The sequence below is a fragment of the Mycobacterium kubicae genome (genome assembly GCF_015689175.1).
GTDB lineage: Bacteria > Actinomycetota > Actinomycetes > Mycobacteriales > Mycobacteriaceae > Mycobacterium > Mycobacterium kubicae.
This window is the reverse complement of the sequence record NZ_CP065047.1, coordinates 379,585-392,609: the sequence shown is the minus strand read 5'-3', so window position 1 is coordinate 392,609 and position 13,025 is coordinate 379,585. Positions and strand designations below refer to the sequence as shown.

The following is a 13,025-nucleotide window of genomic DNA, read 5'->3' as shown; positions in this document are numbered from 1 at the left end:
ATTATGGGTGAGGTGGACACCCGCACCGACCTCGCCGCCGACGTAATGCGCACCATCGGCCGATTCCGGCGTCAACTGCGGCGTTCGGCCGGCACCGGCTACGCGCCCGGCCGCCTGTCGGAATCACACGCCGAACTGTTGCGCCTGGTCACCTACCGACCCGGCGTCTCGGTGAGCGCCGCGGCCAACGAGCTCGGGTTGATGCCCAACACGGCGTCCACCCTGGTGTCCCGGCTCGTCAGCGAGGGATTACTGGAGCGTCACAATGACGCCGCCGACCGCCGCGTCAGCCGGTTACGGCTCACTCCGTCGGCCCAGCATGTGATGGATGCCTCCGCGGCAAACCGCCGCGCGGTGGTATCCGAACTGCTCGAACAGCTTGACGACGGCCAAGTCGGGGTACTGGCAAAAGGATTGGAGGTCCTCGAAGAGATGACCAGAATGCTGCAGGAGCGGTCGCTATGAACGCACCCACGATGCTGGCGATCGATTGCCAGAACTTGACCTACCGGTACGGTCCGTCGACCGCCGTGGATGACGTGACCTTCCAGGTAGAACCGGGCGAGACGATGGGCCTGCTCGGGCCCAACGGCGCGGGCAAGACCACCGTGGTACGGGTGCTGACCACCCTCGCACCGGTACAGGACGGCCAGCTACGCATCTTTGGGCTGGACGCCCGCCACGAGACCATCGACATTCGCAGCAACATCGGCTATGTGCCGCAACAGCTCTCGATCGAGGCCGCGTTGACCGGCCGCCAGAATGTCGAGTGGTTCGCCCGGTTGTACGGCGTGCCGCGCAGTTCCCGCGAGGAGCGCGTCAACGAGGCATTGGAAGCCATGGACCTGATCGACGTTGCCGAGCGTCTGGCGTCGTCCTACTCCGGCGGCATGGTCCGCCGTTTGGAAGTCGCACAGGCGCTGGTCAATCGCCCGTCGCTGCTGGTACTCGACGAGCCGACCGTCGGGCTGGACCCGATCGCGCGAGACGGCGTATGGAGCCAAGTACAGAAGATGCAGGCCGAGTACGGCATGACGGTGCTGTTGACCACCCACTACATGGAAGAAGCCGACGCGTTGTGTGACCGTGTGGCGCTGATGCACCGCGGGGCGTTGCAGGCGGTGGGATCACCCGATGAGTTGAAGTCGACGGTCTCGCCGGACGCCACGCTCGAGGACGTGTTCCGGCACTATGCGGCCTCGGGTCTCACCGAAAGCTCCGGCGGATCCACGGAATCTTCCGGCATTCGCCAAATCCGTTCCAGCAGAAGGGTTGCCCGCAATGTCGGTTGACCGAGCCGTGCCCACCGTCGACGTCCACCTGGTCCGCGCTCCACGCGGCTTGGCGCGAGTCGGCGCGACGTGGAGCCGTATCGCCGCGTTCTCGATTGTGGAACTGCAGAAGTTGCAGCACGACCGTACCGAGTTGATCACCCGCATGGTGCAACCCGCGTTGTGGCTGTTGATCTTCGGGACCACGTTCAGCCACCTGCACGTGATCGACACCGGACCGGTGTCCTATCAAGCCTTCCTGGCCCCGGGAATCATCGCGCAGTCGGCGCTTTTCATCTCGATCTTCTATGGCATCCAGATCATTTGGGATCGGGACGCCGGTGTTCTGGCCAAGCTGATGGTGACACCGGCACCCGCGTCGGCGTTTATCACCGGCAAGTCGTTCGCGGCCGGGGTGCGCTCGGTCGCCCAAGTCGTCGGCGTGTTGGCGCTGGCATATCTGATGAACGTCGGCCTCACCGTCAACCCGCTGCGGATCTTGGCGGCGATGGCCGTGGTGATGCTGGGTGCGGCGTTCTTCGCGTGCCTGTCGATGACGCTGGCCGGGTTGGTGCGAAACCGGGACCGTCTGATGGGCATCGGCCAAGCCATCACCATGCCGCTGTTCTTCGCCTCCAATGCGCTCTACCCGGTCGACGTCATGCCGGCCTGGCTGCACGCGTTGAGCACGATCAACCCACTCAGTTACGAGGTCGACGTGTTGCGGGCGTTGCTGCTCGGCACGCCGTTCCATGCGGTGGACGTCGTCGTGCTCCTGGTGGCGCCGGTGATCGGAATCGCCACCGCCTCATCGCTTATCCGTCGCCTGGTGGCCTGACCTCCGCCGATACCGCATCGGCCGGCGCATAGCCAAGACAGCTCAATAGAGCTGCAAGCCAATCGTTATCGAATCGCGTCGTTTCTGCGCCGAAGCCCAAACGTTAGCCAACCGCGATGTGGGACTGCGGCGTTGGCAACGCGACCACCTGTGTCCCCTGTGTTTCACTTCTGCCCAGAACGAAATCGACCGCCGCAAGCGGCAGACGAAAGTTGGGATGGGCAGAAGCGATGAAGTTCGTTGAAAAGCTGTGTGGCACAGCGACAACCATGTCCCGCCGGTTGGCTTTCGCGGGTGCGGGAGCTGCTGTGTTGTGTGGTCTGGTCGGTGCCGTAGGCGGTTCGGCGACGGCCTCGGCATACTCCAAGCCAGGTCTTCCGGTGGAATATCTGCAGGTGCCCTCCCCGTCGATGGGCCGCAACATCAAGGTCGAGTTCCAGGGCGGCGGGCCGCACGCGGTCTACCTGCTGGACGGTCTGCGCGCCCAGGACGACTACAGCGGTTGGGACATCAACACCCCAGCGTTCGAAGAGTTCTACCAATCCGGCCTGTCGGTGATCATGCCGGTCGGCGGCCAGTCCAGCTTCTACAGCGACTGGTATCAGCCGTCCCAGGGCAACGGCCAGAACTACACCTACAAGTGGGAGTCCTTCCTCACCCGGGAGATGCCGACCTGGCTGCAGGCCAACAAGGGTGTGTCGCCGTTCGGCAATGCCGCGGTGGGCCTTTCGATGTCGGGCGGCTCGGCACTGGTCCTGGCTTCCTATTACCCGCAGGAGTTCCCGTACGCCGCGTCGCTGTCAGGCTTCCTCAACCCCTCGGACGGCTGGTGGCCGACGCTGATCGGGTTGGCGATGAACGACTCGGGTGGGTACAACGCCAACAGCATGTGGGGACCGTCCACCGATCCCGCCTGGAAGCGCAACGATCCGATGGTTCAGATTCCGCGACTGGTCGCCAACAACACCCGTGTGTGGGTGTACTGCGGCAACGGCACACCCAGCGACCTCGGCGGTGACAACATGCCGGCGAAGTTCCTGGAAGGCCTCACCTTGCGCACCAACCAGCAATTCCAGAACACCTACACGGCCGCCGGTGGCCGCAACGGCGTGTTCAACTTCCCCGCCAACGGAACCCACTCGTGGCCCTACTGGAACCAGCAACTGATGGCGATGAAGCCCGACATCCTGCGGGTGGTCAACGCCGAGCCGGCACCACCGGCCGCGCCGGCCGCCCCAGCCCCGGGCGCCCCGGCGCCGGCCCTCACGCCGGTAGGACCCGCCTGACAGATAAGCCAGCATCGGCAGCAGCGCAACGGCCAGCGCTGCTGCCGATGTTTTTTATTCGCCTGCCTTGTCCCACAATCCGCGCCGGTCCGCGTGAAAGTAGGTGTACCCGGTCGTCAACGCGCAGATGGTGGCAGCAGCGGCCAGCATCTGAGTTCCATTGACTATCAGACTGATTGCCCCGCCAGCGGCGGCGCCTAGCGAGAAGCTGGCATACAACAGAAAATAGCCGAGCCACTCTTCGGCTTTTCCGCCGGCGATGTGACGTTCGATTCCCTGACCCATCTTGACCAATGTGCCGGTCACATAACTCAACGGAATGGACACTTCACCGTCTTTGACAAAAGAAGTGTTCAATGAGCCAATTCCGAAGACGACAAACAAAATCGGGACAAATTCGAGATTGCTCTGCTCCCACCCGCCGATGACGATGTCGAGCGCGGTGGCGACGAGCAGCGACAACGTCGTCAGCACCGTGGGGCCATGCGGATGGGCAACCCAGAAATGGCGCCGGCACACCGACGCGACCACCACCCCGATGACAAAGCAGAGCAAGAGCAGCGCTGCGGTGATCGACAGCCACACGTCATCGCGGAACACGCCCAGCACCGCCCGCTGCGCATTGCCGGTCATGAAGGTCACGAAGTAACCCGCGGAGTGGGTGAACGCCGCAGCCCCTAAGACCCCGGCCAGTCCCGCCAGCAGCCAGGACAACCTCGCCTCGCTGTCGTACATCTCTTTGTGCACACGAGCATGCTTTCAGACACGCGCGGTGCAGAAGGTGTCAGGCGGTCAGGCGGGCGATGGATCGCAACGGGATGGGCAGCCAGCTCGGCCGGTGCCGCGACTCGTAGCCGGCCTCATACACCGCCTTGTCGAGTTCGTAGGCAGCCAAGACGAGAGCCGAGTCGCGCGGGTCGGTGCCCGACGCAGCCGCATACCCGTCACAGAACGCGGTTCGGTTGCGCTCCACCCATTCCCGGGCGCGCGCGGCGCGCTGCCGCTGGTCCCCGCCCTGGTCGACCAACGGCCCGTACGCGGCGTATTCGAACGAGCGCAACACACCGGCCACATCGCGCATCGGGGAATCCGGTGCGCGCCGCTCCTCGAGCGGCTGCCCCGGCTCTCCTTCGAAGTCGATCAGGACCCAGGTCTCCGGCGTGCGCAGCACCTGCCCCAAGTGCAGGTCGCCATGGACCCGCTGGACGGTGATCGGCTCGTCGGCGAGCTTGCCGAAGCGCTCCTCGATCGTGGCGACGTACTGCTCGAGTTCGGGCACGGCCGCCGCGGTGGCCGACAGCCGCGACAACACGGTGTCCACCGGGAACGGCGCCTGCGCGGTACCCAGGGTCTCTGCCAGCGCGGCGTGCACGGAGGCGACCGCTTCGCCGAGCCGATACGCCTCACCGGCGAAGTCGCCGCCGACTTCGTGGGCATACAGGTCGCCCTCGGCGAACAGGTCGCGGACGCTGGCGGTCGCCATTGCCCAGCCTTCGGCCGCGTTGGCAGCGAACGCCGTGACCATACCCAGCGGCCACGCCGATTCCGGCGCCTCCTCCGACGCGCCCAGCTCATAGACGCCCAGCAGGCGGGCCACATGCGGATTGCCGGCCCGGCCCAGTTCCCGGTTGAGTTCGATGTCCGGATTGATCCCGGGGCTGACCCGACGGAAGATTTTGAAAATGGCCGCCGGCGCCCGGTCGAAGATCACGCTGGTGTTGCTCTGCTCGGCGTCGGCCACTCGCGGATAGGCGTCTAGGGGCAGCTTGACGTCGGGTTCCTTGGCGAACCGGATCTGCGTTTCGGATTCCCCGCGGGTCGCCGACGAGTCGATCAGCGACAGCAGAAATTGCGGTGCTTCGGCGTCGTAAAGGGCGTCGAAGCCGATGTGGTCGTCGGCGGAGCCGATGGTGGCCTGCGTGCTGTACTCAGGAACCGGCTCGTGATCCCATCCCACGATCACCTGATACCGCTCGGTCGACCCGTCGGTGTAGGCGGCGTCGACGAGCACCACCTCCAAGTCCTCGCGCAACGGCACAACGACGGCGGCTTCTGCGCTTGCCAACTCCCGGCTGCGCCCGGCATACCAACGTTGCTGCGGCAGCCATTCCGACCAAGGCAGCTTGGTGGAGGGGGTCATCCGTGGTCCTCCTCATCGGACGAGCACAACTGGAACCAGTAGAAACCGTGTCCCGGCAGTGTGAGCAGGTACGGCAGATGCCCGATACGGGGGAATGCCACCTGCCCGGTCAGTTCAATCGGTGTGTAGTGGTTCCATTGCTGCAAGTTGAGTTCGATCGGCTGCGGAAACCGCGACAAGTTGTTGACGCACAACACCAGGTCGCCCTCTTCGCCGTTCTCACCCCGGGTTTCCCGCACAAACGCCAAAACCGACGGGTTCGAGCCACCCAATTCGTGAAATGACCCCACCGCGAAGGCGTCGTGGCGGCGCCGCACCGCGAGCATGGTGCGGGTCCAGTTGAGCAGCGACGTCGACGTGTCGCGTTGCGCCTCGACGTTGACCGCCTGATAGCCGTAGACCGGGTCCTGGCTGGCCGGCAGGTAGAGGCGGCCGGGATTGGCGGTGGAAAATCCGCCGTTGCGGTCCGGCGTCCATTGCATCGGGGTCCGCACCCCGTCGCGGTCACCCAGCCAGATGACGTCGCCCATGCCGATTTCATCGCCGTAATACAGCACCGGCGAGCCCGGCAGGGAGAGCAACAGCGCGTTGAACAACCGCATCTGGTTGAAGTCGTTCTCCAGCAGCGGCGCCAGGCGGCGGCGGATGCCGACGTTGGCCTTCATCCGCGGGTCCTTGGCGTACTCGGAGTACATGTAGTCGCGTTCCTCGTCGGTGACCATTTCCAAGGTCAACTCGTCGTGGTTACGCAGGAAGATCCCCCACTGCGCCATGTCGGGGATGTCGGGTGTCTGGGCCAGGATCTCCGAGATCGGAAAACGCGATTCGCGTCGCACCGCCATGAAGATGCGTGGCATGAGCGGGAAGTGGAACGCCATGTGGCATTCGTCGCCGCCGGTGCTGGGGTCGCCGAAGTACTCGACCACGTCGGCCGGCCACTGGTTGGCCTCAGCCAGCAGTACCCGGCCCGGGAACTCGTCGTCGACCACCTTCCGGCACCGCTTGAGGAAGGCGTGCGTCTCCGGCAGGTTCTCGCAGTTGGTGCCTTCGCGCTCGAACAAATAGGGCACCGCGTCCAACCGGAAACCGTCGATACCCAGCCCCAGCCAGAACCGCAGGACGTCGATCATCGCTTCCTGCACGGCCGGGTTGTCGTAGTTCAAGTCCGGCTGGTGCGAGAAGAACCGGTGCCAGTAGAACTGGCGGCGGACCGGATCGAAGGTCCAGTTGGACTCCTCGGTGTCGACGAAGATGATCCGGGCGTCGGTGTACTTCTCGCTGGTGTCGCTCCACACGTAGAAGTCGCCGTACGGCCCGTCGGGATCCTGGCGCGACTCCTGAAACCACGGGTGTGAGTCCGACGTATGGTTCATGACCAGGTCGGTGATGACCCGGATCCCCCGTTCGTGGGCGGCGTCGACAAGGGCAACGAAGTCCTCGACCGTGCCGAATTCGGGCAGCACCTTGTAGAAATCACGGATGTCATAACCACCGTCGCGCAGCGGCGAGTCGTAGAACGGCGGCAGCCAGATGCAGTCGACGCCGAGCCACTGCAGATAGTCCAGGCGGTCGAGCAGACCACGCAGGTCACCGGATCCGTCGGCGTTGCGGTCCAGGAACGCCCGGACCAACACCTCGTAGAACACGGCGTGCTTGAACCACGTCGGATCGGCGGGTAGTGCAGCGGCGTTGTCGAAGTCTTCAGCGGTCGGGTGCTCGACCACACCACCTTCGACGTGGCTGCCCGCAGCGGGATCGTGCGCGTGATCGTGCCTACCGGCGTTAATCGCGTCAGTCATCAATTCCACGATGCCACGTGTACCCGACCCGCCTTGCAAAGAATCACGACCGGACAGAACTTACGAAAACTTAGCCCAAACATGGTTCAGCCCAATCGAATTCGTTCGCCGGTGAGTTCTGGAGGCCAACGATCAGGCGGGCGGCCCGTCCGCCAACGTCACGTTTTCGGTGCGCACCCCACCCGAATTGGATCGCAACGTTATGGAGATCACATCACCGGGGTGGTGACCGTTGAGCGCATCGGACAACGCGGTCGCCGAGTTGATCGGGGTGCGGTCGATGGAAGTGATCACATCGCCGACGGAGATCCCCACCGACGCGGCGGGCGCGTCACCCACCACGCGCTGCACTCGCGCGCCGTTGCCGTTGTTGTCCACCACGCCAAGGCCGAGGAAGGCCGTCGGACCGACGTGCACGGTGCCACCGCCGCCGCCGGAGCGGATCTGGTTGGCGATACCCATCGCCCGTCCGATCGGGATGGCGAAGCCCTGGCCGCCCTGCGACATCTGGAAGTTCTCCGTAGCGGCCGTGTTGATGCCGACCACCTGTCCCGCGTTGTTGACCACCGGTCCGCCCGAGTCGCCCGGCTGAATCGCGGCGTCGACCTGGATCAAGCCGTTGAGTGTCTCTGAGGCACCGGTCAACTGGTCGGAGGCCTGGACGGTCTGGTTGACCGCAATCACCTTTCCGCTGACGGCGCGCGGCGTGCCACCCTGTCCTCCGGTGTTGCCGAGGGCCACGATCGGCTCGCCGACCGAGACGCCACCGCCGATGGCGGCGGTGGGCAGACCGGCGGCACCGCGCAACTGCAGTACCGCAATGTCTTGGACGCGGTCGTAACCGACCACGTCGACACCGTAGGTGCGGCCGTCACCGACGTCGAATGCGCTGATGTCGGTAGCTCCGGAGATGACGTGGTTATTGGTCAGCACCACACCGTTGGGATCGATGACGATGCCTGTCCCGGCGCCCACGGCGTTGTTGTAGCCCAGTTTGGTGTTGATGTTGACCACCTGCGGGCCCACCTGTCCGACCAGTGCGGACGGGTCGAGTGGGAAGGACGGCGCGGCGTGTGCGGGCGCCGGCGGAGTAGCCAGGCCGAAGCCAAGGACCGTCAATACCGCGATCAACCATGACCACTTCAGTGGTCGGTTACGCGACTTATACATCCCGTGACCTCCTGCGTCGGGGTGAAGAAAAGCGAAACTGTCCCAGTCCTAAGGTCCGGGCAGTTTTCAACAACACCGTAGTCCAGATACCCACTTCAGACCGTGTTAGCCCTTCCTTCCCGGGGAATTGCGGGGGGGCGGCAGCAATGGGCGCGCCAAGATGGTGACTTACCTCACCGACCATGTCAATCAGGGTCAGGTCGCGGTAGGAGAACCGCCAAAATCCGTCAATTCGTTCGAAACGGTCGTGATAGCGACCGGTGACGATGACCTGTAGTGGCAGCTCATCGGTTTGCTGCAACACCGTGTAGTAGCTGCGGCAGCGGGCGGTGCCGGCCTCGTCGTCCACCTCGATGATGGGGTTGGTGACCACGTGTTTGGTCCGCGGGGTGCCGTCTGGATACAGGATGATGAGCGACTTCCAGATTGCCAGCAACCCGGCCGCGTCGGTCGTGCCGTGCTCGGCGTCGTGGCCGATGCGAATGCTTGCGTGCCCGAACAGGTCGGCTGCGCCGGCCAAGTCACCGGTGTCGATGCATTCGGCATAGCGATAAAGCAGGTTGGTGATCTGGGTCTGCGCCGCCAGCATCAGCTAACGGTAACGCGGGGCGAATCAAACAGGCGCACCTGAGCTGCGGCGCAGGCAGCTTCTAGAGTGCTGGAGATTCACCCTTGGCGAAGGTGAACTGTCCGACCTCGATGATGCCCCTCCGGAAGAAGTCGGCGCAGCCCGTCAAGTACCGGTAGAAGCGGTCGTGAACCTCGTGCGACGTGGCCGCGATTGCATCGTCGCGGCGGGCCGCCAGGTTCGCCGCCCACGCATCGAGCGTACGGACGTAATGCGGGCTCAAAATTTCCGCATGCTGTAACGAGAAGCCGGCAGCGCTCGAAAACTCGACAACGTCGTCGGCCAACGGCACCTCGCCACCGGGGAAGATCTCCTGGCTGATGAATCGCATGAACCTGAAGTCACTCGTGGTGGTGTGGATGCCACGCTTCCTCCAGTACCGGGGCGGGTGGGCGAATATGGTTTGCAAGACCATCCGGCCGCCGGGGGGCAGGATCCGATGTGTCATCTCGAAAAAGGCCGCGTAGCGCTGCCTTCCGAAGGCCTCGAACGCCTCGATGCTGACTATGCGGTCAACCGGTTCGCCGAACTCTTCCCAGCCGCGCAGCAGGACCGCGTGGGAGCGGCCGGTTGGGATGTCGCCGAGCAACCGCTGGGTGTACGCGTGCTGCTTTTTGCTCAACGTCAGACCGACGACGTTGACGTCGTACTTCTCCATCGCGCGCCGCATCGCTGAGCCCCACCCGCAGCCGATGTCCAGCAGAGTCATCCCGGGCTGAAGATCCAGCTTGCTCAGACACCTATCGAGCTTTACGAGCTGTGCCTGCTCGAGTGTCATACCGTCGTGCTCGAAATACGCGCAGCTGTACGTCCGCGACGGGTCTTGAAACAACGCGAAGAGGGTGTCGGACAGGTCGTAATGAGCCTGAACGAGTTCGAATGGCGGCCGCAACATCCCGACTGGGGACGACCCGTGGTCAGCCATGTGCGAGTTCCCCTTGAGGTTTGCGTTGGTCACGGGTCCCGAGTGCCGGCCGAGCGGTCCGATCGATAGTTAGCGAGTCTCGCTATGCAGCACTAAGGCTACCTTGAGCCACCCCTAACTCGGGCCAAGTTGAGCTTTCGGGTTCCCGCCGGCCAACACGTTGCGCCACAGCAATTTTCCCGCTAGGTAGCTGCCACCCCTGCGCCGTCACTTGGCGCAGTCGGCAATAGGGGCCGGCCCGGCATGATCAACGCGGCGGCGACCGGCCCTTAAGCTGACCACGTGGACGGTTTCGACCCGAAGGTCCGGTTCACGCAAGCGCCGGTCGCGCGGCTGGCCACCATCACCGCCGCGGGCCGACCGCATTTGGTGCCAGTGGTGTTCGCCGTCGACGGTGAGGTTGTCTATACCGCCGTCGATGCGAAACCCAAGAGCACCCAGCGGCTGCGCCGGCTGGAGAACATCCAGCACGACCCCCATGCCAGCCTGTTGGTCGACCATTACGCCGCCGACTGGACGTCGTTGTGGTGGGTGCGGGCGGACGGTGTGGCCGCCGTTCACCACGACGGCGCGGCCCTGCACGTCGGCTATCGCCTCTTGCGCGCCAAATACCCTCAGTATCAGTCTGTTTCGCTGGACGGTCCGGTCATCGCATTGGCCGTGCGGCGCTGGTCCAGCTGGCATGCGTAACCAGCCCATCGCGGGGCCTTGTGCAGCGCCCCGGATGGGAGAAAAGTTGGCCGCATCGCATGTGAGCTAGGACACATCCCGGCGACGGGGCCGGGGGACTGGAGGAACGTCATGGCCGACAGAGCGGGTGCTGCCCAGAACGCAGCAGCGGTTCCCACCGCGGAGAGCCCCGACGCCATTCGCAACGTGGCGCTGGTAGGACCCTCCGGCGGCGGTAAGACCACCCTCGTCGAGGCGCTTTTGGTGGCCGGTGGCGTGTTGTCCCGGCCGGGATCCGTCGTGGACGGTACGACGGTCTGTGACTTCGACGATGCCGAAATCCGCCAGCAGCGCTCGGTGGGTGTGGCGGTGGCGTCCCTGTCGCGCGACGGCGTCAAGATCAACCTGATCGACACTCCCGGATACGCCGACTTCGTCGGTGAGTTGCGAGCGGGATTACGGGCCGCCGACTGCGCGCTGTTCGTGATCGCCGCCAACGAGGGCGTCGACGAGCCGACCAAGTCGCTCTGGCAGGAATGCAGCCAGGTCGGCATGCCTCGAGCGGTGGTGGTCACCAAGCTCGATCACGCCCGCGCGAACTACGAAGAGGCATTGGTCGCGGCCCAAGATGCGTTCGGCGACAAGGTGTTACCGCTTTACCTGCCCACCAGCGACGGGCTGATCGGATTGCTGACCCAGACGCAGTACGTCTACTCCGGGGGGAAGCGGACCACGCGAGCGCCCGACCCGTCGGACGCCGAGCGCATCGAGGAGGCGCGCGGCACACTGATCGAAGGCATCATCGAAGAATCCGAGGACGAGTCGCTGATGGAGCGCTACCTCGGCGGTGAGGTGATCGACGAATCGATCCTCATCGAGGATTTGGAGCGCGCCGTCGCGCGGGGTTCGTTCTTCCCGGTCCTCCCGGTGTGCAGCAGTACCGGGGTGGGCACGCTGGAATTGCTGGAGGTCGCCACCCGCGGATTCCCATCCCCCAAGGAACATCCGCTACCCGACGTCTTCACACCGCAGGGTGCGACGCACACGGAACTGGCGTGTGACGTCGCCGAGCCGTTACTCGCCGAAGTGGTCAAGACGACGTCGGACCCGTACGTCGGCAGGGTGAGCTTGGTCCGGGTGTTCTCCGGGATGATCAAGCCGGACGCCACAGTCCATGTCTCCGGGCACTTTTCGTCGTTCTTCGGCCAGACCAACGGGCACGGCGACACCCACCCCGACCATGACGAGGACGAGCGCATCGGGGTGTTGTCCTTCCCGCTGGGTAAACAGCAGCGCCCGGCCACCGCAGTGGTGGCCGGAGACATCTGCGCGATCGGCCGGCTCAGCCGCGCCGAAACCGGTGACACGCTGTCGGATAAGTCCGAACCGCTGGTGCTCAAACCCTGGACCATGCCCGAACCGCTGCTGCCGGTCGCTATCGCGGCGCACGCGAAAACCGACGAAGACAAACTGTCGGTGGGGCTGGGCCGCCTGGCCGCCGAGGATCCGACGTTGCGGATCGAGCAGAACCAAGAGACCCACCAGATTGTGTTGTGGTGCATGGGTGAGGCGCATGCCGGCGTGGTGCTCGACGCACTGGCCAACCGGTACGGCGTCACGGTGGATATCGTCGAGCTTCGGGTGCCGCTGCGAGAAACGTTCGCCGGCAAGGCCAAAGGTCATGGCCGCCACGTCAAGCAGTCCGGCGGACACGGACAATATGGGGTGTGCGACATCGAGGTCGAGCCGCTGCCGGGAGGTTCGGGATTCGAGTTCGTCGACAAGGTCGTCGGCGGAGCGGTGCCCCGTCAATTCATTCCGAGCGTGGAGAAGGGCATCCGCGCCCAGATGGAGAAAGGTGTGCACGCCGGTTATCCGGTGGTCGATATCCGCGTCACCCTGCTCGACGGCAAGGCACACAGCGTCGACTCATCCGACTTCGCCTTCCAGATGGCCGGCGCTCTGGCGTTGAAGGAGGCCGCGGCGGCCACCAAAATCATCCTGCTGGAACCGATCGACGAGGTTTCGGTTCTGGTGCCCGACGATTATGTCGGCGCGGTGATGGGTGACTTGTCCGGCCGCCGGGGGCGACTACTGGGCACCGACACCACCGGCAACGACCGCACTGTGGTGAAAGCCGAAGTGCCGCAAGTCGAATTGACGCGGTACGCGAACGACCTGCGCTCGCTGGCGCACGGTGCCGCGACATTCACCCGGGCGTTCGCCCGCTATGAACCGATGCCCGAATCCGCCGCCGCCCGGGTCAAAGCTTCGGCGTAGCGGCGGATCTTGGCCGCAC

12 protein-coding genes are annotated in these 13,025 nt (G+C 64.6%); 6 read left to right on the top strand and 6 right to left on the bottom strand.

From position 1 onward, the window contains the following. The first annotated feature begins 3 nt into the window (after window positions 1-3). The 4 genes from I2456_RS01865 to ag85C all read left to right on the top strand — a co-directional run bounded on the left by I2456_RS01865 (window position 4) and on the right by ag85C (window position 3,395). Window positions 4-465, top strand: coding sequence for a MarR family winged helix-turn-helix transcriptional regulator (locus tag I2456_RS01865; RefSeq protein ID WP_068030363.1), 462 nt, complete (start codon window positions 4-6; stop codon window positions 463-465). Then, window positions 462-1,292 carry an ATP-binding cassette domain-containing protein gene (locus I2456_RS01860; protein WP_068030360.1) on the top strand — a complete coding sequence of 277 codons (831 nt, stop codon included), beginning with the start codon at window positions 462-464 and terminating at the stop codon, window positions 1,290-1,292. The genes I2456_RS01865 and I2456_RS01860 overlap by 4 nt, the downstream gene beginning before the upstream one ends. Further along, window positions 1,282-2,109, top strand: a complete 828-nt coding sequence (locus tag I2456_RS01855; RefSeq protein WP_085073882.1) for an ABC transporter permease — start codon at window positions 1,282-1,284, stop codon at window positions 2,107-2,109. Before I2456_RS01860 ends, I2456_RS01855 begins: the two co-directional genes overlap by 11 nt. Before the next feature lie 230 nt (window positions 2,110-2,339). Next, window positions 2,340-3,395: a diacylglycerol acyltransferase/mycolyltransferase Ag85C gene (ag85C, locus tag I2456_RS01850; RefSeq protein ID WP_068030762.1), complete on the top strand. Its 1,056-nt coding sequence runs from the start codon at window positions 2,340-2,342 to the stop codon at window positions 3,393-3,395. A gap of 54 nt (window positions 3,396-3,449) precedes the next feature. Here ag85C and I2456_RS01845 read toward each other — a convergent pair whose 3' ends face one another. The 6 genes from I2456_RS01845 to I2456_RS01820 form a co-directional block, all read right to left on the bottom strand. Beyond that, on the bottom strand, window positions 3,450-4,142 hold the full coding sequence (locus I2456_RS01845) for a YoaK family protein (RefSeq protein ID WP_139823122.1): 693 nt from the start codon (window positions 4,140-4,142) through the stop codon (window positions 3,450-3,452). Between the two features lie 37 nt (window positions 4,143-4,179). Beyond that, a complete protein-coding gene (locus I2456_RS01840) occupies window positions 4,180-5,535 on the bottom strand; it encodes a maltokinase N-terminal cap-like domain-containing protein (RefSeq protein ID WP_068030352.1) in 1,356 nt (451 codons plus the stop codon). Next, window positions 5,532-7,334 (bottom strand): maltose alpha-D-glucosyltransferase, encoded by a 1,803-nt coding sequence (treS, locus tag I2456_RS01835; protein ID WP_068030760.1) that lies wholly within the window; start codon window positions 7,332-7,334, stop codon window positions 5,532-5,534. The genes I2456_RS01840 and treS overlap by 4 nt, the downstream gene beginning before the upstream one ends. 132 nt (window positions 7,335-7,466) lie before the next feature. Beyond that, window positions 7,467-8,504 carry a S1C family serine protease gene (locus I2456_RS01830; protein ID WP_085073880.1) on the bottom strand — a complete coding sequence of 346 codons (1,038 nt, stop codon included), beginning with the start codon at window positions 8,502-8,504 and terminating at the stop codon, window positions 7,467-7,469. Continuing rightward, window positions 8,497-9,093: a nuclear transport factor 2 family protein gene (locus tag I2456_RS01825; RefSeq protein WP_169717192.1), complete on the bottom strand. Its 597-nt coding sequence runs from the start codon at window positions 9,091-9,093 to the stop codon at window positions 8,497-8,499. The genes I2456_RS01830 and I2456_RS01825 overlap by 8 nt, the downstream gene beginning before the upstream one ends. A 61-nt stretch (window positions 9,094-9,154) precedes the next feature. Next, a complete protein-coding gene (locus I2456_RS01820; protein ID WP_085073941.1) occupies window positions 9,155-10,057 on the bottom strand; it encodes a cyclopropane mycolic acid synthase family methyltransferase in 903 nt (300 codons plus the stop codon). Between the two features lie 282 nt (window positions 10,058-10,339). Here I2456_RS01820 and I2456_RS01815 point away from each other — a divergent pair, with 282 nt between their 5' ends. Next, window positions 10,340-10,747 carry a TIGR03668 family PPOX class F420-dependent oxidoreductase gene (locus I2456_RS01815; protein WP_085073879.1) on the top strand — a complete coding sequence of 136 codons (408 nt, stop codon included), beginning with the start codon at window positions 10,340-10,342 and terminating at the stop codon, window positions 10,745-10,747. Window positions 10,748-10,858: 111 nt separating this feature from the next. Next, on the top strand, window positions 10,859-13,006 hold the full coding sequence (locus tag I2456_RS01810) for an elongation factor G-like protein EF-G2 (protein WP_085073878.1): 2,148 nt from the start codon (window positions 10,859-10,861) through the stop codon (window positions 13,004-13,006). The last annotated feature ends 19 nt before the right edge of the window (window positions 13,007-13,025 follow it).